The sequence below is a fragment of the Streptomyces daliensis genome, from assembly GCF_054782395.1.
The window spans coordinates 112,240-137,610 of sequence record NZ_BAAGSO010000043.1 but is presented as its reverse complement, the minus strand read 5'-3'; the positions used below and the strand labels follow the sequence as shown (position 1 = coordinate 137,610).

The following is a 25,371-nucleotide window of genomic DNA, read 5'->3' as shown; positions in this document are numbered from 1 at the left end:
GGCCGAAGCAACTGGAGTGGCCGCACTGTGAAGTGGAGAGCGCGCGGCACCAACGGCACCAACGCCCCCACCGGGCATGCCCGGTGGGCGAGGAGCGCCGTCGCCGGGGTGGTGCTGCTGGCCTCGATGACGGCCGCTTCGGCGCAACCGGCCACCGGGCGGGGCAGCCAGGAGGCCCCGGCGGTGACCGCGGCGGCCGACTCCGTACGGATCACGTACGCGGGCACCGACCACCGCAGCCTGGGCCGGGTCACCGGCACCGCCACCAGCGAGCCCTTCTTCGGCCCCGGGCCCGCCCACTTCGACAAGCATCCGTTCTCCCGCAACGGCGCCACCGTCTTCATCAGCCTGCGCGACAGCAGACAGCCACAGGTGTACCTGCGCACCGCGTCGGGCGAGATCCGCAAGCTCACGGACGGACGCAACGCGGCGCACCCGCAACTGACCCCGGACGGACGGTCCGTGGTCTTCGACTCGTCCGAGCCGGGTGGCCCCGACGGGCAGAGCCAGCGCGACCTGTGGATCGTGGGCACCGACGGCACGGGCATGCGCAAGCTGACGGACTCCCCCGACGACGAACAGTGGCCGACGGTCTCGCCCGACGGCACCCGGATCGCCTACGTCAGCGACGACGTGTGCGCCTGCGGCCAGGTCTACGTCCGCGATCTGGCGGGCGGCGAGGCCACCCAGGTCACCCAGGTGGGCAGGGGCGACGCCCTCGACCCCGTATGGAACCCGGTGAACGACGCAGAACACCGCGATCTGATCGCCTACACCCTCGACGCGGGCGGCGACACCGGCCCACGGCTGCGCGTCACCACCCCGGCCGGAGAGGAGGGGCCGCTGCTCGCCGGCGCCCAGGCCGACTGGCGCACCAGCGCGGCGGACTGGCTCCCGGACGGGGACGGCCTGCTCTTCCTCGGCGAGAGCGGGTACGTCGGCGAGGGGAACCACGAGCGCGCCTACCGGTCCGCCGCGGGCTCGTCCGCCGAACCCCAGTTGCTGCTCGACGAGGACCGCAACGTCAACGACCCGACCCTGCTGACCTCCGGCTCGGACCCGGGCTCCGGCGGGGACGTGCTCGTCTCTCGTACGAGCGCGGCGGCACCCAACATCGCCACGCTCCAGGACGTCAGGCCGGACGGCGCCGACCCGCGGGACCTCGGGGTCACCGTCCTGGAGGAGGACCCGTCGGCGCTCACCAACACCGACCCGGCCGCGGATCCCCTGTTCAACCCGGCCGAGGGCTACGACCCGTGGACCGAGCGGCAGAGCTACACACCGGACGGCCGGGAGATCGTGGTGACCCGGTTCGAGGACTCGGCGGCCGGACGTGTCGAGCGGATCTGGCTCACCGGCGCCGACGGCTCGAACCCCCGCCCCATGGAGCTGGCCGACCGCGAACCCGGCGACTGGGACACCGACCCCGCCTTCTCACCCGACGGCAAGTACCTCGCCTTCACCAGGACCTCGCCCGGCGGTGTCGGCGGGGCATCGGGTCCGGGGCGCATCCTCGTCGCCGAGGTGGCGACGGGTGAGATCGTCGGCACCGTCGAACCGCCCGAGGGGCAGGGCGACGCCAGCGACGCGCAGCCCACCTGGTCCTCGGACGGCAAGCTGCTCGCGTTCACCAGGACGGCGGTCATCAACGGCAACGGCGGCAACAAGCACATCTGGACCGCGCCCGCCGACGCGCTCGGCGAACAGACCGACCTGAGCGCGAAGATGTGTCCCGGTGCCTGCGAAGTCATCGACGACAGCCCCGCGTTCTCGCCCGACGGCAACTCCCTCGCCTTCAACCGCAAGGACGGCGGCGGCCGGGTCAACGAGCGCAACGGTGTGCTGCTCGCCCAGCTCGGCGGCGGCACCTGCCAGGTCGTCCTGCCCGAGGGACTGCGCGACACGCCGAACGCGTGCGCACAGGACCTGCCCGACACCTCGGCGTCCGGGCCCTTCCAGCCCCGCGACGTGGCCTGGTCGCCCGACGCTTCGCAACTGGTGCTGTCCTCGCGCCGCTCGGCCGCGCCGAACTCGCCTGAGGCACTGTCGGTGCTGAACCTCGGGAGCGGCGAACTGACGCGTATCACCGGCTATATGCCGGGCCGTCAGAAGGAGCCCGCCTTCCAGCAGTCGGTCGATCTGGCGCTCACCGCGCCGGGCACCTCGGACACGGTGCGGACAGGTGGCAGCACCTCGGTCACCGTCACCGTGACCAACAACGGCCCCTCGCCCTCGCCCGGCACCACCTTCACGGTGGCACCGCCCGCCGGGGTACGCCTCGACGAGCTGACCACGTCCACGGGACAGTGCGAGGCGGAGACCCTCCAGTGCGACCTGGGCACACTCGCGCCCGGCGCTTCGGTCCAGGTCACCGCGCGGATCGTCGGTGTGACGGAGGGCGAACACCGCGTCGGGTGGTCGGTCACGGGCACCGTGCTCGATCCCAACCCGAGCGACAACGCCGGGGAGACGGTCGTGCCCGTCGAGGCCGAGGAGCCCACACCCACTCCGACGCCCACGCCCACCGACGAACCGACGCCGACACCCACCCCCACACCGACCGACGAGCCGACACCCACGCCCACACCCACCCCGGGACCTGGCGAACCCTCCCCGACACCACCCCCGCCGGACGCCACCGAGGCCGGTCCTGGAGTGTCGCTGAACGCGCAGCCCAACCCGGGCTACGTCGGCGGCCGGGTGACCCTCAGCTACACCGTGCGCAACCGTGGCGACGCGCTGGCCACCGGGCTGCGGCTGCGGCTCGGGCTGCCCGAGGGTGTGCCCACGGAGCGGCTTCCCGGCGGCTGCACCCGTACCGCGTGCGAGCTGGGCGATCTGAAGCCGGGTGCCTCGTCGGTGATACGGGTCGTACTGGCGCCGAAGAAGGCGCTGAAGACCACGGTCACCGGACGCCTGACGACCACCGGCACGGACGCGGACCGCTCGGACAACACCGCGAAGGAGCCGCTGCGCATCCTCCAGCCGCGCATCGTGGCCGTGCCTGACATCGGCAAGCCGGGCTTCGTCACCTCCGTACGCGGCAAGGACTTCCCGCCGGGCGCGCCGGTGAAGCTGCGCTGGAAGCCGGGCATCACCGCCTCGGCGGCTCCCACCCGCCCTGCCGGGAGCGGGAAGTTCACGGCGCAGTTGCTGATCCTCGCCAAGGACCAGACGGGTCCGCGCACCATCACCGCGAGGGGCCCCGGCTTCAGCGCGGTGAAGACGGACTTCCTCGTCGTCAACGGCAGCGTCCAGCCGCCGGACGAGGTGGCCCGCCGATGATCCACGAGGTGGACGAGGCACTGCGGCTGCTCCTGACGGAGGGCGGACTGACGGGCGGCGGCGTGGAGTTGGCCTTCGACGCGCCCACGTCGGACTGGGCTGCGCGCCGCAACGCGCCCACGATCAGCGTCTTCCTGCACGGCATCCGCGAAGACGTGGCGCGGCGTCAGACGGGCACGGCCGAGGAGTACGACGAGGACGGCACCGTCACCGGATGGCGCACCCCGCCGCGCTGGTTCGAGCTCGCCTACCTCGTCACGACGTGGACCAGCCGCCCGCAGGACGAGCACCGGCTGCTGTCCGAGACTCTGCGCTGCCTGGTCGCCGTCGACGTGCTGCCCCAGCGGCTGCTGACCGGCACGCTCGCCGAGCTGGGCCTCGCCGTCTCCCTGGACGCGGGTGGCCAGAGCGAACGCGGGCCTTCGGTGCCGGATGTGTGGTCGGCGCTCGGGGGCGAGCTGAAGCCGTCGCTGGACGTGCGCGTCCTGGCGCCGCTCTCCGGCCCGCGCATACCGGCGGGGCCGCCGGTCACCGAGGGCATGGTGGTGCGGACCGGTCCCCACGGGGGGTCGGAAGAAAGCGGCGGGAACGGTCCGGACGGTGGCGGGGGCCCGGTGGAGGCTCCCGGCCGACGGCTGCGCTACGACGGCGCGACGGACCCGGGCTCCGACGGCTTCGCGGCCCCCCGCGAACGCCCGCTCCCCTCTGGCCGACGGCGACGGGGCGGTGCCCGCCGGTGAGCCTCGACGTCACGGCGGCGACGGACGGTACGAACGGTACGGACGGTACGGACGAGGTGACGGGGCCCCAGGGCGGCGCGCCCTCGAACGGCACGCCGGGCCCGACGGACTCAGCGCCCGCAGCCTCGGCAGGCACCGGCAGGGGCGCGCGCGGCACACCGACGCACGGCACGGCGCACATACCGGACCCAGCGCACACCGAACCCACGACGAACGGAACGGCACACACACCGGGCACTAACGGCACGGCGCCCGCGCCGGGTGCCGCCCGCACAGCCCCGGCGGCCTCGACAGGTCCCGTCGCCTCCGGACCCGGATCCGTGTCGGACCCGTTCTGGGCGCTGCTGCGGCGCGTCGAGCAGCGGGTGCGGGACGCGGTGGCCATGCGCAGGGAGGGTGACCCGGACCCGGACGACCCGTACCGTGGCCAGTATCTGAGCGCGGAGGCCGTCGAGCGCATCCTGCGCACCCCCACGGCGGCACCGGCAGCGCCCGCCGCCCCCGCCGAGTCCGTCGCACCCGGCGCGGCGGAACGACCGTCGCCGGGCACCAGGACCGGGCGGCTGGCCGATGCCTTCGCGCTGCCGCCGCTCGACCTCGACCTGCTGTTCGTCGCGCTGGCCCCGGACATCGACGCACGGTTCGAGCAGCTCTACGGCTATCTCAACGACGACCTGACCCGGCGCAGGCCGACCATCGGGCTGGCCCTGGAGCTGTGCGGGCTGCACGGCGCCTCCGCAGGACGGTTCCGGTTCGGCACGGACGCGCCGCTGGTCGCGGGCGGGCTCCTGGAGGTCACGGAGCCGGAACGGCCGCTCCTGTCCAGGGGGTTGCGGGTGCCCGACCGGGTGACCGCGCATCTGCTCGGCGACGACGCGCCCGACGGCAGGCTGCGCGGGCTCGCCACCCTGGCCGCCCCCGACGACGGCACCGCCCGCTCCGGCACGGACCCCCGCACCGCGCTCGCCCACCGCATCGGCGCGGCGGCGACGACCGGCAGCGGCACCGTCCACCTGCTCGACGGCGGCGGCGACGCGGAACGGCTCGCCGTGACAGCGCTGGTGGCGGCCGGCCGTCGCCCCCTCGTGCTCGATCCGACGGCGTTCACCGCCGACCACTCGCCGCTCCGCTCGGCCCGCGCCCTGGCACTGGAGGCCCGGCTGAGCGGCGGCGGCGTCGTCCTGGGGCCGCTGGAGCGCTGCGCGCCGGAGCGCCCCGAGCACGCGCGGCTGCTGCGCGAGCTGTGCGCGGCGCTCGCCGGTGTCCCGCTCGTCACGTACGGGGCGAAGGTGTGGGACCCGTGGTGGGCGGCGGAGAGCCCGGTGGCGTTCGCCGTTCCGCCGCTGGACGCGGTCCAACGCACCGCGCGCTGGGAGCGGGAACTCGTCGCCGCCGCACGGCGCAACGGCGTCCCCGGCCACGAGGGCACCGGTACCGATACCGGAGCGGCCCGTGAACTGGCCGCCGCCGTCGCCTCGTACCGGCTCGACGCGTCGCAGGTGCGCCGAGCGGCCACCGTCGCCGTGCGTACGGCGGCGAGCGAGCGTCGCCCTGTGGACGGCGCCGACCTGCGGGCCGCCGTACGGGCGCAGAACGGCGCCGGACTGGCCAGGCTGGCGCGGCGCTTCGAACCCGCCGTCACCTGGGACGACCTCGTGCTCCCTCCGGAGACCCGGCGTCAGCTCGGCGAACTCGCGCTGCGCGCCAAGCACCGTGACCAGGTGCTGGGCCAGTGGGGGATGCGCCCCGGCGGCGGGCGCGGGCGCGGCGTGATCGCGCTGTTCGCCGGCGAGTCGGGCACCGGCAAGACGATGTCGGCCGAGGTGGTCGCCGCCGAGCTGGGCATGGAGCTGTACGTGGTGGAGCTGTCCACCGTCGTCGACAAGTACATCGGCGAGACGGAGAAGAACCTGGAGCGCATCTTCACCGAGGCGTCGGAGGTGAACGGGGTGCTGCTCTTCGACGAGGCGGACGCGATCTTCGGCAAGCGCTCCGAGGTGAAGGACGCGCACGACCGGCACGCGAACGTCGAGTCGGCCTATCTGCTCCAGCGCATGGAGTCCTTCGACGGGATCGCCATCCTCACCACCAACCTGCGCGCCAACCTGGACGAGGCGTTCACGCGTCGGCTCGACGTCATCGCGGAGTTCCCCGTGCCCGACGCGCGTCAGCGGCTCGCGCTGTGGGACCGGTGCCTCGGCGGCGGGCTGCCGCGCGCCGACGACCTCGACCTGGAGTTCTGCGCCGAACGCTTCGAGCTGGCGGGCGGGTCGATCCGGGCCTGCGCGGTGACGGCCGCGTATCTGGCGGCGGAGGCGGGCACGCCGCTGCGCATGGAGCAGCTCGTCTCGGCGATCCTCCAGGAGTACCGCAAGCTCGGGCGCCTGGCGCTGGCGGGCGAGTTCGGGCCCTGGCTCCAGTCGGCGCTGAACGACGGACCGGGATCGGGTATGTCCGCGTAGGCGCGGGCGCACCGGACGTAGACGTGCCGAATGCGGCCGTAGACGCGGACGTAGCCGCCGTGCGGAGGCGGCGCCGCTGGTTCGCGGACGGCCCGTCCGTGCCGCACCCCGTGCCCGGGGCGCCGAAGCGCGCTGCACGCGCGCACGCCCGTACGGGCCCGGGAGGGCAGGCGCTGCGGAGCGCGAAACCGCAGGCCGGGACGCGACGGCGCGGCGGCGGGCTCCTCGCGGCGCCCCCGCCCTCGGCGTGACGGGCGGACGGCGGGGCCCGGACGGGACCCGGCCAGGATCCGGACGGGTCCGCGCGGCGCACGCGTGTGCCCGGGAAGGCAGCTTCGTTGCCCCTGTCCCGGGGCGAACAGACCTGCTGCCGGGTGGGGTCCCCGCGCGACACTCGTCGTCGCCGACCGACCGTCCACCCGAAGGAGCCAGCATGCCGACGTACCTCACCCCGGGCGTCTACGTGGAGGAGGTGCAGTCCGGAGCCCGGCCGATCGAGGGTGTGGGCACCGCCGTCGCCGCGTTCGTCGGCTTCGCCGAGACTGGCCCCTTCCACCAGCCCACTCTGGTGACCAACTGGGACCAGTACGTGCAGGGCTTCGGTGGCTTCACCGAGGGCACCTTCCTCGCGCACGCCGTCTACGGCTACTTCGCGAACGGCGGTGGCAGCGCGTACGTGGTGCGCGTCGGCGGCCCGGCCGCGAGCGAGGCCCCGGCAGCCGAGCAGTTGCCCCCGCCGGTGGCGACGGGCGGCTTCCTGTTCTCCGCGCTGCCCGGCGCCGGGCAGGACCTCTCCGTCGAGATCACCGACCCCGAGGGGGAGAACGCGCCGGACGACCGCTTCCGGGTGCTCATCCGCAAGGGCACCAAGGTGGTCGAGACCCTCGATGTGACGACCCGTAAGAACGCGAAGGGGTATCTGGTCACCCAGGCGCGGGAGTCGACGCTCGTCGAGGTGACCGAGCAGCCCGGCACCGCCCAGCGCCGCCCGGAGAACCAGACCCTCACCCTCGCCGCCGCGCCCGCGCAGGTCGCGGTGCCAGGGCGTCCCGCGGCCACTCCCGCCGAGTACGTCGGCGACGCGTCGGCCCGTACCGGGTTCGCGGGGCTGGAGGCCATCGACGAGGTCACGATGGTCGCGGTGCCCGACCTGATGAGCGCCTACCAGCGCGGCGACATCGACGCCGAGGGTGTGAAGACGGTGCAGCTCGCCGTGCTCTCGCACTGCGAGCAGATGGGCGACCGGGTCGCCGTCCTCGACGCCCCGCCCGGCCTGAACGCGCAGCAGGCCAGGACGTGGCGCAACGAGGAGGCCGGGTTCGACTCCCGCTACGGCACCGCCTACTACCCGTGGATCAAGGTGTTCGACCCGGCGACGGGCCGCAACTCCATGGTCCCGCCGAGCGGCCACGTAGCGGGCGTGTGGGCGCGCAGCGACGGTGAGCGCGGTGTGCACAAGGCCCCGGCGAACGAGGTGCTGCGCGGCGCCGTCGACCTGGAGATCCGCCTCAGCCGTGGCGAGCAGGACCTGCTCAACCCGATCGGGCTGAACTGCATCCGCGCCTTCCCTGGACGCGGCGTCCGCATCTGGGGAGCGCGCACCCTCTCCTCCGACCCGGCCTGGCGCTATCTGAACGTGCGCCGCCTGTTCAACTACCTGGAGGAGTCCATCCTCCTGGGCACCCAGTGGGTGGTGTTCGAGCCGAACGACGACCGGCTGTGGTCGAGCATCCGCCGCAACGTCACCGCGTTCCTCACCGAGGAGTGGCGCAGGGGCGCGCTGTTCGGGCGGACGGCGGCCGAGGCGTTCTACGTGAAGTGCGACCGGGAGAACAACCCGCAGGAGTCCATCGACCTCGGGCAGGTGGTGTGCGAGATCGGGGTCGCGCCCGTCAAGCCCGCCGAGTTCGTGGTCTTCCGGCTGTCGCAGTTCTCGGACAGCACCAGCCTCGTCGACGAGTGACCACCGCTCCTCCCCCTCCCCCCGGCCCCCCAGCCGACTCTCCCACTCCACGCGCCACGCGTTCATTACCGGAAGGTGACCAGCAGTCATGGCAGAAGGCGACGCTCTCTCCACACACGTCTTCGGCGTGCAACTCGGCGGCTATCTCGTGGAGTCCATCCAGGAGATCAGCGGCCTGACCGTCGAGGAGGAAGTGGTCGAGGTCCGCCAGGTGACCGCCGAGGGCAAGCAGATCATCCGCAAGCAGCCCGGCGCGCGCCAGGCGGGCGAGGTGACGATCACTCGGGGCCTGGACCAGAGCAGCGAGTTCACGACCTGGATCAAGGAGACGCTGAACAACGGCGCCGTCGACACCGCGCGGCAGAACCTCACCATCGAGATCAAGGACTCGACGGGCGAGACGGTCCGCCGCATCCAGCTCATGCAGGGCTGGGCCAGCAAGTGGGAGGGTCCCTCCCTGAAGGCGGGCGAGTCGAGCGCGGCGACCGAGTCGGTGACCATCACGTTCGAGGAGATCGTCGTCGAATGAGACGCCGTACGGTCACCACCGGCATCGACGTCGGGGAACTCCTCGACAAGCCAGGGCCTGGTGCCGCCGGGGCCACGGCGGCACCGGCTCCGGCTCCGGCTTCGGCTCCCGCGCCACAGACCGTGGCGCGGGACGGGGGACGCGATACGCGGGAGCTGCGTACCGAGTTCGAGTTCGAGCTGCCGCGCGGATACGTGGACGACGAGGGCACGGTGCACCGCCGCGGGTCGATGCGGCTGGCGACGGCGCGCGACGAGCTGCGTCCGCAGATCGATCTGCGCGTCAAGGAGAACCCGGCGTATCTGAGCGTGGTGCTGCTGAGCCAGGTGATCACCCAGCTCGGCAGCATCACGGACGTGCACGCGGGTGTCGTCGAGCGGATGTACGCCACCGACGTCGCCTTCCTCCAGGACTTCTACCAGCGCATCAACAGCGAGGGTCACACACACGCCTCGGTGACCTGCCCGATGTGCAACGGGTCGTTCGAGGTCGACCTCTCCGGGGGGCGCCTGGGGGAATCGTGACGTACGCGCTCCCCCGGCTACGGGAGGAGATCGCGTACGTCGCCTATCACTTCCACTGGCAACGGGACGACATTCTCGACCTCACCCACGGCGAACGGCAGCAGTGGGTGCGGGAGATAGCGCGGATCAACACCCGCGTGAACGAAGGCGGGTGAGCGCATGGGATTCCTGGAGAGGGTTCGCGAGGGGGTACGGCGCGTGCCCCGTGCCGGATCCCGTGAACAGGTTCGTTCCGGGGCGGACACGGGTGCGGGTGCGGGTTCCGGTACCGGTTCCGGTACGGAGTCCGGGGCTGTTTCGGGCGCGGGTGCTGTTTCGGGCGCGGGTGCGGGTGTGGGTTCGAGTGCGGGCGGTGGGGCCGACGCGTCGTGGGACGGCGGGTGGCGCGCCGTCGCACCTCCGACGGTGACCGTGGCGCGCGCTTCGATCGGCGTCAGCGACGGGCTGCGGTTCCGCTCGCGGCTCGCCGCGTGGCAGAACCCCTCCTTCGGTACCGGGCTCGGTCACGCGGTGCTGCCGAGCGCCCCAGCGGGGCTCGTGCGCGGGGTGGCCCGCGCGGCCACTCCGACGACCCGCGCGAGCGGTGCGCCGCTGCTGCTGCGCGTCGCCGCGCCGGAGGCGCAGCCCGGTCCCGACGGGGAGGGCGAGGCGTCCCGGGAGGCGGAGGCGGGCCCCGTGACGGTGCGCCCGTCCGCTGCCACGGCCAAGTCCACGTCCACAGCCATGCCCACAGCCACGGCCAAGTCCGTGCCTTCCCCTGCGTCCTCCGCTTCTCCGGTGCCTGCCGCGTCCTCCGGGAGCGGGGCGCCCGTGCGGTCCAGCGGTACGGCGCCGGACGTCGTACGGGCCACGCCTCCGGAACGCGTAAGGGCGCGTCCGGCCGGGCCGCCACTGACGGTGGCCCGGCGCACCGTGCTGCCCGCGCGCCCTGTGACGGCGGTCCCCTCCACGGCACGCCCCGCCCCCGGGGCGACCCGTGCGGCGCCGGGCGCCTCACCTGCCCGCAGCAGCGGGGGGACCGGTGCCCCCGGTGCGGGTTCCGCTTCAGAGGGCGCGGGGCCCACGCACGAGGCGGACCCCGGCAGAGGCGGTGCACCGGAGAAGGGTGCGGAGCGGCACGGGGTCACGTCTGGTCCGCGCGGTGGACGGGGTGCGCATGGCGTGGAGGTCCAGCGCCGTGCGGAGGGCGGGGACGGGAACGGGGGCGGGGAGGATGCGCCGTCGCCGTCGAGGGCGACCGGTGCGCCGGGGGCCGGCACGTCCGCGCCCTCGACCCCGTCACGTCCGACGCTCGGGGAAGCCCTGCACGCCCTCCCCGCGAGCGCGGTACCGCTGACCACTGCTGACGGGCCCACCACGTCGCCGGGCTCCCCGACGACGCACCCTGCCACCGACTCCGCCCCGCTCCCCGTGGTACAGCGCCAGACGGACACCCCGCACGACACGACGGCCCAGCACGAGGCCATGGGTACGGGTACGGGAGCGGGCACCCCGAGTGCACCAACTCCGCCTGCTACGGGGCGAGTTGTACGGTCCGGGACCACTCCGTCACGCCCGGCCCGCGAGGAAGGAACGGGCCGCCCCAGCGACGCCGTACCGTCGTCAGGGGAAGCACCGCGTGCCGTCTCCCGCCCGCGTACGGGGCTGGGCGCACCCCTCCCCGCACTGCCGGGCACGGCGGCGGCGACGCCGGAGACCGCACCGTTGACGGGCGGGATGCGCCCGGTGCTGCGGGCACCGGAGCCCGACCGGCGCGACCCGGCACAGACACCGGCAACGCCCCCCGTCACCGGATCGCAGCCCCTCCCCGTGCGCACGAGCGGCGAGGCCGCGACGTCGCACCCCGGCACCGAAGCGCCGCAGCCCGCCCCCACCGGAGAAGCCCCGCACGTACAACGCACCCTGACGACGCATCAGCCAGCGCCGCACAGCGGAACGACAGGTGACACGGCGCGCCCCGCACCCGTCCAGCGAGCCATTGCCGGACCGAGCGACACAGGGGCCACCGGCACCCGCACCGGCACCCATGCGGTCACCACGGCGCACACACCCACACCCACCCCCGCCACCGCATCCGCACCCGCATCCGCACCCGCACCCGCACCGCAGGCAGGAGTCGTGCGGCGGACACGGGCCCTGCTCGCCGAGCGCCAGCTCCCGGTGCGGACCGGCGCACGCGAGGGCTTCTCCGCACCGGTACAGAAGGCGGGGGCGACAGGGACGGCCGGGGCGTCGAAGCCCGTCGTCCGGGCCGTGTGGCCCCGCGACGCGGCCACGTCGGCGCCGGACCCGTCGGCACCCTCGACCACAGCACCCCACTCACCCCACTCGCCCCGCTCATCCCCCTCATCGAGCCCTCCCCGTACGGGCTCCGGACACACCACGGGCCGCCCACCCGTGCAGCGCGCCCCGTCACACATAGCGGCGGCAGCGCTGCCCGGTGTACGGCAAGGGAACACCACCGCACCCTCGGCCGCGTCGGACACCCACGCGCGCACGGTGGGCCGGGCCGACGGCCACGCACCCGAGACCCGCGCCACCCCCACCGCGTCCCCCGCACCCGCCAGGCCCACCGTGCCCGCCGTGCGGCCGAGCCGTCCCGCGTCTGCCTGGCCGGAGGCCGGGACACCCACGGTGCAACGTCTGACGCCCGAGGTCTCCCCCGCGCCGTCCGCCCCGCCCCTGCCCTCCACAGCATCCGCGCCGTCCACGCCCTCCGCGCCGCCCCAGGGCAACCTCCCCGTGCTGCCCGTGCGCGTGGCCCAGCCCGCACCCGGGTCAGGGCCCACGCCGGGCCACGCACCGCGCGGGACGGCGCACCACGGCACGCGCCCGTCGTCGGCCGCCGTGCAGCGCGCGCTCGACCACGCGGGCCTGTCCGGCGTGCCGGTGACCGCGGTGACCACCCCGGTCCAGACGTACCGGCGTCCGCACACGGGCGGCGGCGCGGAGACACCGTCGGCCACCGGCCGTTCCCCGCAGCCCGCACCACCCGGCGCACCGGACACCGCCACCGGCACCACCACAGGAACCGGCAGCCGTGCCGCCGAACCCCCCGACCACAAGGGCGGCGACACCAGCGGTATCGGCAACCTCGACATCGAAGAACTGGCCCGGCGGCTGATCGAACCCGTCGGACGGCTGCTGCGCGCCGATCTGCGCCGCGGCAGGGAACGCGCGGGCCGACTGTACGACGGCCGCCGGTGACCACGCACGGATCAACCGCCCCGCACAGACACAGGCACACGCACACGGCAGGGAGAGACGGGGAGACAAGGGAATGACGGACGACATCTTCGCGACGAGCGTGTTCTTCAAGCTCACGATCGGCGGCAACGACCTCGGCGCGTTCCACACCTGCACGGGCCTGGGCGCTCAGGTGGAGATCGAGCAGTACGCCGAGGGCGGCAACAACGGCTTCGCCTGGCAGCTTCCCGGTCGTATCACGTGGTCGAACATCACCCTGTCCCGCCCCGTCACCTCGGACACCACCAAGATCGCGCAGTGGCTGGACGAGATCGTCCGGCGTGTGGAGCCCAAGGACGGCGAGATCGTCGCCCTGAAGCCGGACCTGAGCCCCATCGTGAGCTGGCAGGTGCTCGGCATCGTGCCGGTGCGGTGGCAGGGTCCCTCGTTCGATCCGGCGAACTCCCAGGCCGCCACGGAGACGCTGGAGATCGCGCACGAGGGCCTGCGCCCGTCGTGACCCCGCCCGTCCGCCCGCCCGCACACCACAGCCGCCATCCACGGAGAGGAGGAACAGGGTGTCATCCGCTTCCCGCACGAGCCGTGCCCGCGCACAGTTGACGATCATGGAGCCGCCCTCGTCCGTCGGCGCCAAGCCCGGCGGCACCCTCGCCCGCCTTCCGCTCCAGTTCAATCCGGCGCAACTGTCGCTGAGCAAGACCACCGAGTGGCGCCGCACCCCGTCCCGTATGGCGGGGCAGTCCGCGCTGCCTGAGTTCGTGGGCAGCGGACCACGCTCGCTCTCCCTGGACGTGTTCCTCGACGCGACGGCCACCCACGACAACTCCGTCGAGAAGGCGGTGGAGAAGCTGATGCAGGCGTGTGTCCCCACCCCGAGCAGCATCGCCAAGAAGACCCCGGCCAGCCCGTGGGTGCGCTTCGACTGGGGCACCTCGCGCACGACGTCGTTCGACGGGGTGCTCTCCAGCCTCTCGGTGTCGTACACGCTCTTCGACGTCGACGGGAAGCCGCTGCGCGCCACGTGCTCGCTCTCCATCGAGGAGGCGAGCACCGACCCGCCGGGCCAGAACCCCACGTCGGGCGCACGGGAGGCCCACAGCACACACCGGGTCGTCGCGGGCGACAGCCTGCCCCTGCTGGCCTGGCGGGAGTACGGGGACCCCACGGTGTGGCGCACCATCGCGGAGGCCAACGGCATCGACGACCCCATGGTCCTCGCACCCGGCACGGAACTGGTCCTGCCGGCCGCCGACGCGTCGGCGGCCAGCGGACCGGCACGGGAGGACCCACTGCTGAACGGCGCATCACCGAACGGCGCATCACTGAACGGCCTGGCACAGGGCGGCCCGAGACCGAACGGGCCGGCGCGGAACGGTAGCGGTGAGGACACATGAGTACATCGGAACCGCAGGGCGGACGCTCGTTCGCCGCCGACCCCATCGTGGAGGCGCCGGGCGAGCTGGCCCCCGTCTGGGCGACGCAGCTCGTGGGCTGCGAGGTGGACGAGAGCGTCGGCCTGCCCGACTCGGCCGTGCTGAGCTACCGCGACCCGCACCACGAGTTCCTCGCCAAGACGGGCATCACCATCGGCACCCCGCTGAAGATCTCGGTGGTCACCGTGCAGGGCCGCGCGAAGCAGCGGCTGTTCACCGGCGAGGTGACGGCGCTGGAGCTGGACACGGACACCACCGGCGCCTTCACGGTGGTGCGTGCCGCCGCGAAGACGCACCGGCTGATGCGCGGGCGCAAGGTGGCCGCCTTCCGCAACATGACGACGGCCGACATCGTCCGCAAGGTGGCCAGGGGCGCGGGCCTGACCTGCGGACGTATCGACCCCGTGCCCGTCACCCACCAGCATCTGTCGCAGGCCAACGTCTCCGACTGGGAGTTCCTCCAGTATCTGGCCCAGGAGAGCGGCGCCCAGCTCAGCGTCGACGACAACGGAATGCTCCAGTTCGTACGCCCCAAACCGGCGTCCTCGGCGCCTCCCCCCAGCACCCCCGCCACCCGCAACCCGCTGGTCCTGGAGTACGGCCGCAACCTGCTGGCGCTGCGCGCCGTGCTGACGGGCGCGGACGGGGCCGGGACGGTGGAGGTGCGGGGCTGGAACGTCACCACCAAGAAGCCCCTGATCGCGCGGAAGCCGTCGGTGCGCAGCACCACCGTGCTGCCGGGGCTCAGCCCCTCGGTGGCCGCCAAGTTCGGCGCGTCGGCGCGGATGACCGTCGCGGACACCCCGTACCGCACCCAGGCGGCGACGAAGGCCGTCGCCGACTCCGTTGCCGACTCGGTGAGTTCGGGATTCGGGGAGCTGGAGGCCGTCGCCGAGGGGAGCCCGAAGCTGCGCGCGGGTGTGCCCGTGGCACTCGGGAACGTCGGCCAGGCGTTCTCTGGGCGCTACACCACCACCTCGGTGCGGCATGTGCTGGAGCCGCAGGGTGGCTACCGGACACATGTGTCGGTGAGCGCGGCCCCGGACCGCTCGCTGGCCGGGCTCGTCACCGGCGGCAACGCGCCGCCGCGCGGCCCGCGCATGCCGGGCCTGGCCATCGGCGTGGTGACCGACATCCGCGAGCAGGGCGGCGCGCAGCGCGGCTGGGTGCGGCTGAAGTTCCCGTGGCTGGACGACACCTACGTGTCCGACTGGGTCCGCACCGTCCAGTGGGGCGGCCAGGGCGGGGGCGGGGTGTTCAGCCCGGAGGTCAACGACGAGGTGCTCGTCGGCTTCGAGCAGGGTTCACTGGACAGCCCGTATGTGCTGGGCGGCCTCTACAACGGCGTGGACAAGCCCTCACCGCACGACGTACCCCTCGTCGATCCGACCAGCGGCAAGGTCAACCGCCGTTCCCTGGTGTCCCGTTCGGGCAACCGGATGGAGCTGCTCGACGCGCCCAGGGGCCCCTCGGGCGTGCGGCTGGCCAGCGGCGACAAGCAACTGGAGGTGAAACTGGACGAGCGCGCCGGGCTCATCGAGCTGACCGTGTTCGCGCCCGGCGGGCGACGGGCGCTCAGCACCGTGTCGCTCTCCCGCACCGGCATCACGCTCGACGCGGGCACCGGGAAGATCGACCTGCGCGGACGCTCGGTGAGCGTCAACGGCACCGCTGACGTGAGCATCGACGGCGGTCTGCTCGCGGTGCTGAAGGGCAGGTTCGTCCGCATCAACTGACGGCACCATCCGACGCACCACCCGACGGCGCCACCAAGGATTTCCGGATTCCCGAACGAGGAGAGAACGCGATGCCCCCCGCAGCCCGTACGGGCGACAGCACCGTCCACGGCGGCGCCCTCACCACCCCGCCGCCCGCTGCCGCCGCCAAGGTGGCCACCGTGCTGATCGGCGGCAAGCCCGCGGCCGTCGTCGGGAGCCTGCACGTGTGCGTCATACCCCCGCACGCGCTGCTCGGCCCGGCGAACGTCGTGCTGCCCAACCCGGCGGGCGCCGTCTCGGGGCAGGTCCTCATCGGCGGACTGCCCGCCGCGCGAGTGGGCGACAAGACGGCCTGCGGTGCCGTGATCCTCACGGGTGCGCCGAACGTGCTGATCGGGGGCCCGCTGTGACCGAGCAGTTCATCGGCCGCGGCTGGGCCTTCCCGCTGCGGGTGAGCGCCACGGGCGGCATCGGCATGGTCGAGCGCGACCGGGAGATCGAGGAGGCCATCCGGCTGGTACTCGGCACGGCTCCGGGCGAACGCCCGATGCGTCCCGAGTTCGGCTGCGGCATCCACGACTACGTGTTCGCGCCGGGCGACGGCGCCACGGCCGGACGCATCGCGCACGAGGTCCGCGGCTCGCTGGAGCGCTGGGAGCCGCGCATCGAGGTGGACGACGTGGTGATCGCCTTCGACACCGTGGACGAGGGCGTCCTCTACATCGACGTGCACTACACCGTCAGGTCAACCAACGACCGCCGCAACCTGGTCTTCCCCTTCTACACGATCCCGTCGGCCGAGGGCGCCGCCGAAGAAGGAGTGAGCTGATGGCGCTTCCCTCACCGCATCTCGACGACCGGCGCTTCCAGCAACTGGTGGACGAGGCCAAGCGGTACGTGCAGCAGAAGGCCCCGGAGTGGACGGATCACAACGTGTCCGACCCCGGGGTCACGCTCATCGAGACGTTCGCCTACATGGTCGACCAGTTGCTGTACCGGCTGAACCGTGTGCCCGACAAGAACTACGCGGCCTTCCTCGACCTGCTGGGCATCCGCCTCTTCCCCCCGGCAGCCGCCACCACCGAGGTCGACTTCCGGCTCTCGGCGCCGCAGCCGGAGACGGTTCTGCTGCGCGCTGGCACCCAGGTGGCCACGCCGCGCAGCGACACCGAGGAGGCGGTGGTGTTCGCCACCACCGAGGACCTGCCCATCGTGCCCAGTTCGCTGGAGAAGCTGGTGACGGCACCGGTCGGAGGCACCCAGACCGATGTGACGGGGCGGCTCGCCGACGGGGCCGACGTGCCGTGCTTCCAGACCAGACCGGCCCCCGGCGACGCGCTGCTGTTCGGGCTGCCGGTGGCCGTGCCGCGCTGCATCGTCGCCGTGCGGCTGGACAGCCGCGTGGAGGGTGTCGGCGTGGACCCCCGACAGCCACCGCTGGTGTGGGAGGCGTGGGACGGCTCGCGGTGGGTGACGTGCGAGACCGCTTCCGACACCACGGGCGGCCTCAACCGTCCCGGCGAGATCGTCGTGTACGTGCCGCCGGGACACACCGCCTCCGTGGTCGCGGGCACCCGCGCGGGGTGGCTGCGCTGCCGGGTCACCGAGGCGGAGCCGGGGCAGCCCTTCTACTCCGAGTCGCCGACCGTCCGCGAGGCGGAGGTGTTCACCATCGGCGGCACCGCCGTGGCCGAGCACGCGGAGGCGGTGCTCGATGTGCCGCTGGGTGTGTCCGAGGGTGTGGCGGGCCAGCGGTTCACGGTGGGCAGGGCGCCGATCCTGCTCGACGGGGAACCCCCGGTCGTCGAGGTGTCCTCCGGTGAGGGCTGGGAGACATGGACGGCGGTCGAGCACTTCGGCGACTCGTCGCCCGGCGACCAGCACGTCCTCATCGACGCGACGGCCGGGGAGTTCGCGTTCCCTCCCGCCGTGCGCGAACCCGACGGGACACTGCGCGTGTACGGCGGCGTACCGCCCAAGGGCGCCCGTCTGCGGGTGCCGCGATACCGCACAGGTGGCGGCACGGCGGGCAACGTCGCGCGCGGCGCGGTGTCGGTGCTCCAGAGTTCGGTGCCGTACATCGCCGCCGTGCACAACAGGGAGGCGGCGCGGGGCGGGGTGGACGGCGAGACCGTCGAGAACGCGAAGGTGCGCGCGCCACACCTGCTGCGCCTCCAGGAGCGCGCGGTCACGGCCGGGGACCACGAGGTGGTGGCCCGGCAGGCGGCGCCGTCGGCGGCGCGGGTGAAGTGCCTGCCCGCGGTGGCCGGTGAACCGGGCGCCGTGCGGGTGCTGGTGGTGCCGGACGCGGTGGCCGACGAGGGCGACCGGCTGCGGTTCGAGCAGCTCATCCCGCCGGACACGATGCTGGCCGCCATCGCGGGGCGCCTCGACGAACGGCGGCTGATCGGCACCCGGCTCGTCGTGGAACCACCCGCCTACCAGGGTGTGACGGTCGTCGCCAGGCTCCAGGCACCGGCCGCCGAGGCCGACCGGGTGCGCGAGGACGCGCTCGCCGCGCTGTTCCGGCACCTCAACCCCCTGCGGGGCGGCGCCGACGGCACGGGCTGGGGGTTCGGCAGACCGGTGCAGTACGGGGAGGTCTTCGCCGTGCTCCAGCGCATCTCAGGGGCCACGCTGGTGGAGGAGGTGCGGCTGTTCCCCGCCGACCCCATCACCGGGCGCAGGGGGGCACCGGCCGACCGCATCGACGTGGCACCCGACGCGCTGGTCTTCTCGTACCAGCACCAGGTCGTCGTCAGCCCCGCGCCCTCCGGGGAGCCGACGTGAGCCGGGGCGCGGTGCCTGGGCTGCCGTCGCGGCACCCGATCGGCGCGCTGCTGCCCGCGCTCTACGCCGAGGACGACTTCGCGCAGCGCTTCACCGGGGGCCTCGACACGCTCCTCGCGCCCGTGTTCTCGACGCTGGACAACCTGCCCGCCTACTTCGATCCCCGGCTCGCGCCCGAGGACTTCCTTACGTGGGTGGCGAGTTGGGTGGGCATCCGGGCCGAGGGTCCGGAGCGCCCTGACGGCTCCGCCGTGGCCGGAGGAGGGGTGGGCCCTTCCGGACGGGCCGGTGGGCTGAGCCGCGAGGCGGTCGCGCACGCCGTGGAACTGCACCGCTGGCGCGGCACGCGCAGGGGGCTGGTGGAGCTGCTGCGGCTGAGTCTGGGCGTGGAGACGGAGATCGAGGACGGCGGCGGAGTGTCCTGGTCGTCGGAGACCCGCTCGGAGCTGCCGCCAGCGCCCGCGACGGATGTGCTGGTGCGCGTGCGGGCGCCCGACGGCGGAGGCGTGGACGAGGCCCGCGTGCGGGCGCTCGTCGAGGCGGTGTGCCCGGTGCATCTCACCTGCCGGGTGGAGATCCTGTCAGGCCCGTCCGGCTCGTCCGGCGGAGAGGGGAGCTGAACGCCATGCGCGCATGTCCCGAGTGCGGAACGGCCAACGGCGACGCGGACGACTTCTGTGGGAACTGCGGTACGTATCTGGGCTGGTCGCGGGAGCCGAAGCCAACGGCGCCTGCGCCCGCGCCGGGGGTGGGAGCGAGTCCGGGCACGGGCACGGGCTCGGGTACGGTTCCCGTTCCTGGGGCCGGTGCGTCCAGCCCGTCCGGGGCGGCTGACGGTTCCGGTGCGCCCGGCCCGTCCACGGCGCACGGTGCGGAGGGGCGCGCACCCTCCCCCGCCACGGCACCGTCCGAGGCCGCGCCGGAGACGAGCGGTGCGGGCCGCACGGACAGCACGCACGGCACGGACGGCACGCACGGCGCGGGCCGGAACGGCACCGCACCGGACTCGGCCCCGGACACGGACCCCGGCGCGCCCACGCGGGACACCGGCACACCGCACACCACCGCACCGGCGCCAGGCGGCCCCCCGGTCTCGGCCACGGGCCCGCGCCGCCCCGCACCGGTGCAGCCCGCGAGCACACCGGCCCGGCCGGACCCGGCGCCCATCGCCCCCGTACGGCCCGCGAAGCCCGTCACCGCGAGGCCCGTCGTGCGGCGTTCGGCGGACGAGGAGGCGCTGGACGGGCCCCCGTGCCCCAAGTGCGGCACGCCGAACCCGCCCGGCAGGCGCTTCTGCCGCCGCTGCGCCGCACCGCTGGACCCGGCGGCGACGGTGGAGGAGCTGCCGTGGTGGCGCAAGAGGTGGCCGTTCCGGCGCCGGGTGCGGGCCGGCTCTGGCGACGCGCTGCGCCGCACCCTCCTGCTGCTCCTGGTGGTGGCACTGCTGGCCGCCGGTTTCTATCTTCTGCCGTTCGGCCGTACCGCCGTCGAGGACGTACGCGACAAGCTCAGCGGCGCGTCCGCGATCAGCCCGACGGACGTCTCGGCGAGCGCGGCCGTGAAGGGCCACCCCGCGTCCGCCGCCACGGACGGCCTCACCAACAGGTACTGGGGCGCGCCCCGCACCGGTGAGTCGGTGACGTTCACCTTCCGTGCCCCGTTCCGGCTCGTGAACCTCGTCGTGCACACCGGCGCCTCGAAGTCGGCGCAGGACTTCAGGAAGCAGGCGCGGCCCACGGAGCTGGACCTTGTGGCCACCGACGCGGACGGAAAGACGCACCGGCAGAAGGTGACCCTCAACGACAAGCCGGGGCCGCAGACCGTGACCACGAGGCTCAGCGACGTGGTCAAGGTCCGGCTCGTGCCGCGCGTCGCCGCCGGGGAGGGTACGGGGCGCCATCTCGCCCTGGGAGAGGTCGAGTTCTTCAAGCGCGGCTGACGTACCGTCAACCACTCGCCGGTCCGGCTGTTCGCGGTCGCCGGACCGGCGACCGCGTCGCTCGGCCGCCGCCGTCCGCCGCGCCCGCGTGCAGGTCGAGGGTCCAGTTCTGGCCGACGAGATCATGGCCGTAGCTGTGATGGCGCTCCTCGTCGGCGAGGGTGAAGCCGAAGCTCTGGTAGATCTTGCGCGCCGCAGCCAGCACGTCGTTGGTCCACAGCGTCACCTGCTCGTAGCCCGCCTCGCGGGCGAAGGCGAGGCACTCCCGGACCAGGCGCGTCCCGAGACGAAGGCCCCTGCCCTCCGGGGTGACGAGCAGGATGCGCAGCTTGGCCACCTGCGGCTGGTCACCCGCGACGAGGAAGACACAGCCCACGCGCCGCCCGTCGGCCTCGGCGATCCAGCCCGCCTCACGGGCCGGATCGTGCTTGCCGCCGTAGTCGGCGACGATCTTGGCGACCAGGACCTCGAAGTCCGTGTTCCAGCCGAACTCCCGCTCGTACGCCTCGCCGTGGGCCATCACCACCCATCCCAGGTCACCGGGACGGTCGGCGCGGCGTACGACGACGCGCTCCTGCTCCTGCTCCTGCTCCTGCTCCTGCTCCTGCTGCGACATGAGCTGCTCTCCTGGCCCCGTGGCCGTTCCGTCCACACCACTGAAACAGTCGTTTCAGTTAGGCTAGCGGCATGTCCCAGGAGGCGCCATCCCCCTCAGCCCGGCAGCACGAACTGCTGGAGGCGGCCTACCAGTACGCGCTCGCCCACGGCCTCACCGACCTGTCGCTGCGCCCGTTGGCCGAGGCCATCGGGTCCAGCCCGCGCGTCCTGCTCTTCCTCTTCGGCAGCAAGGACGGCCTGCTGCGGGCGCTGCTGGCGCGCGCCCGCGCCGACGAGCTGGCGCTCCTGGACCGGGCCAGGCTGTCCGGCCGCCCCGCCGGGCTGGTCCCGGCCGCCGAACGGGTCTGGACATGGCTCGCCGCGAAGGAGCACCGGCCGCTGCTGCGGCTGTGGGCCGAGGCGTACGCGCGCTCCCTCGTCCAGCCCGACGGGGCCTGGGCCGGGTTCGCCCGTGCGACGGTGGAGGACTGGCTCGGCGTGCTGGCCGGCTGCCAGCCGCCGTCCGAACGCGACAGCGAGGACGGCGCCGTCCGCCGCACCCTCGCCCTGGCCGTACTGCGGGGCGCCCTGCTCGACCTCCTCGCCACCGACGACGAGAAGCGGCTCACGGAGGCCGTCGAGTACCAGCTCGCCCTGCTGCACGACAGAAGCGGGGACGACGGCTGACGGCCTGGCGCGCCCGGCGAAGCGCCAGTAGCCCCTCGGCCGCCCCCTCGGCCGCGCGGCCGTCAGTGCCAGACGACGAGCGCGTCGAGCGCCTCGACGCGCGACCCCCGCACCAGCAGCGGATTCACCTCCAGCTCCCCGAGCCCCGTGCCCAGCGATACCGCCATGTCCCCGATGCGCGCGATCACCTCGCTGAGCCTGTCGAGGTCGGCGGGCTCCGTACCGCGTGCCCCCGCGAGCAGCCCGGCGCCGCGCAGTTCGCCCAGCGCGTCGCGGACCTCGGCGGCGTCGGCGGGCAGCAGCCGCAGCACCGAGTCCCCCAGCACCTCCACCCACACACCGCCGAGGCCGATGTCCAGTACGGGCCCCCACGACGGGTCACGCAGGACGCCGACGAGCAGTTCCACACCGCCCTCGCGCTGCGGCTGCACGAGCGTGCCCGCGCCGGGCAGCGCACGGGAGCGCAGTTCGGCGGCGATCTCGCGGTGCGCGCGGCGCACCGCATCCGCCGCGTACAGTCCGAGGCGCACCCCGCCGATGTCGCTCTTGTGCCCGAGCCCGTCGGCCGTCGCCTTGAGCACGACGGGGTACCCGAACCGCTCTGCGGCGGCCACCGCCTCGTCCTCCGTCAGGGCGCGGGCCGAGGGCACGACGGGTATGCCGTGGTCGTCGAGCAGCCGCGCTGCCCGGTGTTCGGTCCACACCCCCGCACGCTGCTCCGCCGGCACCGGATCGTCCGCCGGGGACGTGTCGGGTGCGCGGCGTACGCGCCGCTCGGGGCGTGCGGCAGCGGCGGCACGGGCGCTCGACCACCGTACGGCCGCGCCCAGCGCCGACATCGCGTGGTCGATGCCGCCCGAGGGACTGGGGAAGCCGGTGTTCTCGCGCACCTCGCGGCCGACCTCGGTGACATCGGTGAGCACGTTCCCCGAGACCACCACGGGGACGGGTGCCTCGTCGATGCGCTGCGCGAGGGAGGCGAAGTGCATGTGCACCAACTCCGGCTCGGCCACGTAACGTTGGGGCAGGTCGCACAGCAGCAGGACCGCGTCGATGCCGGGGTCGGCGGCCACCGCCTCCAGCGCACGGCCGAGCAGGGTGCGGTCCACGACGACATAGCCGGTGACGTCCAGCGGGTTGCTCACCGTGGCGAACTCGGGCAGGTCCTTCTTCAGCCTGGCCACCGTCTCCGGTGCGAACGGGGGCAGTTGGACGCCCTCGTGCTCGGCGCGGTCGGCGATGAGTTCGCAGGCACCGCCGGAGGGTGTGACGACGCCGACGCGCGGTCCGCCGATGCCTCCGGTGCGCGCCAGCAGCCCGGCGGTGATGATCAGGTCCTCCAGCGAGCGCACCCGGACCACCCCGAGCTGCCGGAACGCCGCGTCCACGACGTCGTCGTCGCCCACCAGCGCACCCGTGTGGGCCCGCGCGGTGCGCGAGGCCAGGTCGCTGGAGCCGATCTTCAGCGCGACGATGGGCTTGCCCACCACGGCGGCGCGGCGCGCGACGCGCGCGAACTCGTCCGGCCGCCGCACCGACTCCAGGAACAGCGCGATCACCTTGGTGTCCGGGTCGTCCACCAGGTACTCGATGACATCGGTGACCGACACCATCATCTCGTTGCCCATCGCGGTGAGCAGGCTCAGGCCCACGTCGCGCGACTGCGCGAAGGCGAGCACCGAGCTGGCCAGCGCGCCGCTCTGGAGGACGACGCCGACGGGGCCGCCGCGCGGCGGTCCCGGGATGGGCAGGCCGTACGGGGTGGTGGAGGCGGCGGCGTTGATGTAGCCGTTGCCGTTGGGGCCGAGGACGGTGAGGCCCTCCTCGCGGGCGAGGGCGAGCAGTTCCTCCTCCCTGCGCCGCCCCTCGGGCCCCGTCTCGCCGAAGCCGGAGCTGAGCACCACGTAGCTGCGGATGCCCTGCGCGGCGCCCTCGCGCAGGACCGATGCGACGGCGTTGGTCGGCACCATGACGTAGGCCATGTCCACCGGCTCGCCGATGTCGGCGAGACTGCGGTGTGCGCGCCGGCCGTGCACCACGTCGGTGTGCGGGTTGACGAGGTGGACGGGGCCCGGGAAGCCGTTGTCGCGCAGGTTCTCGTAGGTGGCGCGGGACCAGCCGGACTTGTCGGTGGCGCCGACGAGCGCGACGGACCGGGGCGCGAACAGCGCGCGCATGGCCTCGGCGCGGGCGGGGTCGGGGGTGTCGCGGTCGGGGGTGCTGGGGCCGTGGTGGGTGTGGGGGTCGCTGCCCGGGGTGCCGCTCACTCGCCGATACCACCGAGCCGTACGTGCCCCTTGAGGAGGTTGCGCGCGATGGTGCGGCGCTGGATCTCGTCCGTCCCCTCGAAGATGCGCAGCAACCGCAGCTCGCGGTACCAGCGCTCGATGGGCAGTTCCTTGGTGTAGCCCATGCCGCCGTGTATCTGGAGCACGCGGTCCACGACCTGATTGGCCATCAGGGCGCCGTTCAGCTTGGCGATGGAGGAGGCGTGCCGCGCGTCCATGCCCTGCTGGACGCGCCACGCGGCGTACAGCGTCAGCCACTTGCTGGCCTCGATCTCCACCTGGGAGTCGGCGATCTGCCACTGGATCGCCTGGTACTCGCCGATCAGATGGCCCATGGACCGGCGGATCCCCGCGTAGTCCACCGCCATCTGAAGCATCCGCTCGGCGGCCCCCAGCGCACCGGCCGGGATCAGATAGCGGCCCCGGCCGATCCAGCGCATCGCGAGCGGATAGCCCTGCCCCACCTCGCCCAGTACGTTGCGCGCGGGCACCCGTACGTCGTCGAAGACCAGCGAGGCGGGCCCCCACTGGCCCATCGTCGGGATGGGTTCGGACTTCCAGCCCATGTCGCGGTCGGCGAGGAAGCAGGTGACACCACCGTCGGCGCCCTTCTCCGGGTCGGTGACGGCGAAGACCATGACGAAGTCGGCCTCGTTGCCGCCGGTGATGAAGGTCTTCTCGCCGTTGATGACCCAGTCGTCGCCGTCCCGTACGGCGCGGGTGCGGATGTTGCGCGCGTCGGATCCGGCACCCGGCTCGGTGATGGCGAAGCAGGAGCGGCGGCGGCCCTCGATGGTGGGGACGAGGTACTCCCGCTTCTGCTCCTCGTCGCAGTGGTAGAGGATGTTGTCCGCAGCGCCGCCGAAGGTGAAGGGCACGAAGGTGCGGCCGGTCTCCATCGTCAGGATCGCGGTCATCACGGCGCCGAGGTTCATCCCGCCGTACTCCTCGGGGGTGCTGACTCCCCAGAAGCCCGACTTGCGTGCCTTGGCGCGCAGTTCGGCGAGCACATCGCGATCGATGGCGGGCGCCCCGGCCCGCTCGTTGCGCAGGACCTCCGCCTCAAGCGGCATCACCTCTTTGGTGATGAACGCGCGGACGGTGTCGCGGATCTGCCTTTCCTCGGTGCTGAGGGAGAAGTCCACCATGGGCGGCTTTCCTTTCTGTCCAGGCTCTCAGGCTCGCGAGACGGTCCGGCCGCGCCGGGTT

At 73.5% G+C, this 25,371-nt stretch carries 21 protein-coding genes; 17 read left to right on the top strand and 4 right to left on the bottom strand.

Annotated features, from left to right (window positions below; all coding sequences use genetic code 11):
* Positions 1–27: 27 nt before the first annotated feature.
* The 7 genes from ACYVOO_RS09695 to ACYVOO_RS09665 all read left to right on the top strand — a co-directional run bounded on the left by ACYVOO_RS09695 (position 28) and on the right by ACYVOO_RS09665 (position 9,658).
* A complete protein-coding gene (locus tag ACYVOO_RS09695) occupies positions 28–3,285 on the top strand; it encodes a hypothetical protein (protein WP_461015222.1) in 3,258 nt (1,085 codons plus the stop codon).
* On the top strand, positions 3,282–4,025 hold the full coding sequence (locus tag ACYVOO_RS09690) for a Pvc16 family protein (protein ID WP_461015221.1): 744 nt from the start codon (positions 3,282–3,284) through the stop codon (positions 4,023–4,025). The genes ACYVOO_RS09695 and ACYVOO_RS09690 overlap by 4 nt, the downstream gene beginning before the upstream one ends.
* A gap of 383 nt (positions 4,026–4,408) precedes the next feature.
* Positions 4,409–6,487 (top strand): ATP-binding protein, encoded by a 2,079-nt coding sequence (locus tag ACYVOO_RS09685; protein ID WP_461015287.1) that lies wholly within the window; start codon positions 4,409–4,411, stop codon positions 6,485–6,487.
* Between the two features lie 433 nt (positions 6,488–6,920).
* On the top strand, positions 6,921–8,450 hold the full coding sequence (locus tag ACYVOO_RS09680; RefSeq protein ID WP_461015220.1) for a phage tail sheath family protein: 1,530 nt from the start codon (positions 6,921–6,923) through the stop codon (positions 8,448–8,450).
* 88 nt (positions 8,451–8,538) lie between these two features.
* The gene (locus tag ACYVOO_RS09675) at positions 8,539–8,979 is read left to right on the top strand and encodes a phage tail protein (RefSeq protein WP_404059337.1); all 441 of its coding nucleotides are present in this window, start codon (positions 8,539–8,541) and stop codon (positions 8,977–8,979) included.
* The gene (locus ACYVOO_RS09670; RefSeq protein ID WP_461015219.1) at positions 8,976–9,503 is read left to right on the top strand and encodes a hypothetical protein; all 528 of its coding nucleotides are present in this window, start codon (positions 8,976–8,978) and stop codon (positions 9,501–9,503) included. Before ACYVOO_RS09675 ends, ACYVOO_RS09670 begins: the two co-directional genes overlap by 4 nt.
* The gene (locus ACYVOO_RS09665) at positions 9,500–9,658 is read left to right on the top strand and encodes a DUF6760 family protein (protein ID WP_453343914.1); all 159 of its coding nucleotides are present in this window, start codon (positions 9,500–9,502) and stop codon (positions 9,656–9,658) included. Before ACYVOO_RS09670 ends, ACYVOO_RS09665 begins: the two co-directional genes overlap by 4 nt.
* Before the next feature lie 348 nt (positions 9,659–10,006).
* On the opposite strand, the gene ACYVOO_RS09660 is transcribed toward ACYVOO_RS09665, so the two are convergent.
* Positions 10,007–10,453, bottom strand: a complete 447-nt coding sequence (locus tag ACYVOO_RS09660) for a hypothetical protein (RefSeq protein WP_461015218.1) — start codon at positions 10,451–10,453, stop codon at positions 10,007–10,009.
* 1,684 nt (positions 10,454–12,137) lie between these two features.
* Between ACYVOO_RS09660 and ACYVOO_RS09655 the strand changes: the two genes are divergently transcribed.
* From ACYVOO_RS09655 to ACYVOO_RS09615, 9 genes are all read left to right on the top strand, one after another.
* Positions 12,138–12,710, top strand: a complete 573-nt coding sequence (locus ACYVOO_RS09655; protein WP_461015217.1) for a hypothetical protein — start codon at positions 12,138–12,140, stop codon at positions 12,708–12,710.
* 73 nt (positions 12,711–12,783) lie between these two features.
* Complete coding sequence (locus tag ACYVOO_RS09650; RefSeq protein WP_453343911.1) at positions 12,784–13,209, top strand: phage tail protein; 426 nt, start codon at positions 12,784–12,786, stop codon at positions 13,207–13,209.
* A gap of 58 nt (positions 13,210–13,267) precedes the next feature.
* Complete coding sequence (locus ACYVOO_RS09645; RefSeq protein ID WP_461015216.1) at positions 13,268–14,104, top strand: CIS tube protein; 837 nt, start codon at positions 13,268–13,270, stop codon at positions 14,102–14,104.
* Positions 14,101–15,879: a VgrG-related protein gene (locus tag ACYVOO_RS09640; RefSeq protein WP_461015215.1), complete on the top strand. Its 1,779-nt coding sequence runs from the start codon at positions 14,101–14,103 to the stop codon at positions 15,877–15,879. The genes ACYVOO_RS09645 and ACYVOO_RS09640 overlap by 4 nt, the downstream gene beginning before the upstream one ends.
* 71 nt (positions 15,880–15,950) lie before the next feature.
* The gene (locus tag ACYVOO_RS09635) at positions 15,951–16,271 is read left to right on the top strand and encodes a PAAR domain-containing protein (RefSeq protein ID WP_453343909.1); all 321 of its coding nucleotides are present in this window, start codon (positions 15,951–15,953) and stop codon (positions 16,269–16,271) included.
* On the top strand, positions 16,268–16,690 hold the full coding sequence (locus tag ACYVOO_RS09630) for a GPW/gp25 family protein (RefSeq protein WP_461015214.1): 423 nt from the start codon (positions 16,268–16,270) through the stop codon (positions 16,688–16,690). The genes ACYVOO_RS09635 and ACYVOO_RS09630 overlap by 4 nt, the downstream gene beginning before the upstream one ends.
* The gene (locus ACYVOO_RS09625; RefSeq protein ID WP_461015213.1) at positions 16,690–18,651 is read left to right on the top strand and encodes a putative baseplate assembly protein; all 1,962 of its coding nucleotides are present in this window, start codon (positions 16,690–16,692) and stop codon (positions 18,649–18,651) included. Before ACYVOO_RS09630 ends, ACYVOO_RS09625 begins: the two co-directional genes overlap by 1 nt.
* Entirely contained in the window at positions 18,648–19,271 is a 624-nt protein-coding gene (locus tag ACYVOO_RS09620; protein ID WP_461015212.1) for a phage tail protein, read from the top strand. The genes ACYVOO_RS09625 and ACYVOO_RS09620 overlap by 4 nt, the downstream gene beginning before the upstream one ends.
* Positions 19,272–19,276: 5 nt before the next feature.
* Positions 19,277–20,590, top strand: coding sequence for a zinc ribbon domain-containing protein (locus tag ACYVOO_RS09615; protein WP_461015211.1), 1,314 nt, complete (start codon positions 19,277–19,279; stop codon positions 20,588–20,590).
* A 7-nt stretch (positions 20,591–20,597) separates the two neighbouring features.
* Here the strand turns inward: ACYVOO_RS09615 and ACYVOO_RS09610 are convergent, their stop codons facing one another.
* A complete protein-coding gene (locus ACYVOO_RS09610) occupies positions 20,598–21,206 on the bottom strand; it encodes a GNAT family N-acetyltransferase (protein WP_461015210.1) in 609 nt (202 codons plus the stop codon).
* A gap of 71 nt (positions 21,207–21,277) precedes the next feature.
* Between ACYVOO_RS09610 and ACYVOO_RS09605 the strand changes: the two genes are divergently transcribed.
* Positions 21,278–21,874, top strand: a complete 597-nt coding sequence (locus ACYVOO_RS09605; protein ID WP_461015209.1) for a TetR family transcriptional regulator — start codon at positions 21,278–21,280, stop codon at positions 21,872–21,874.
* 62 nt (positions 21,875–21,936) lie between these two features.
* Here the strand turns inward: ACYVOO_RS09605 and ACYVOO_RS09600 are convergent, their stop codons facing one another.
* The gene (locus ACYVOO_RS09600; RefSeq protein WP_461015208.1) at positions 21,937–24,141 is read right to left on the bottom strand and encodes an acetate--CoA ligase family protein; all 2,205 of its coding nucleotides are present in this window, start codon (positions 24,139–24,141) and stop codon (positions 21,937–21,939) included.
* The gene (locus ACYVOO_RS09595) at positions 24,138–25,310 is read right to left on the bottom strand and encodes an acyl-CoA dehydrogenase family protein (protein WP_461015207.1); all 1,173 of its coding nucleotides are present in this window, start codon (positions 25,308–25,310) and stop codon (positions 24,138–24,140) included. Before ACYVOO_RS09595 ends, ACYVOO_RS09600 begins: the two co-directional genes overlap by 4 nt.
* Positions 25,311–25,371 lie beyond the last annotated feature (61 nt).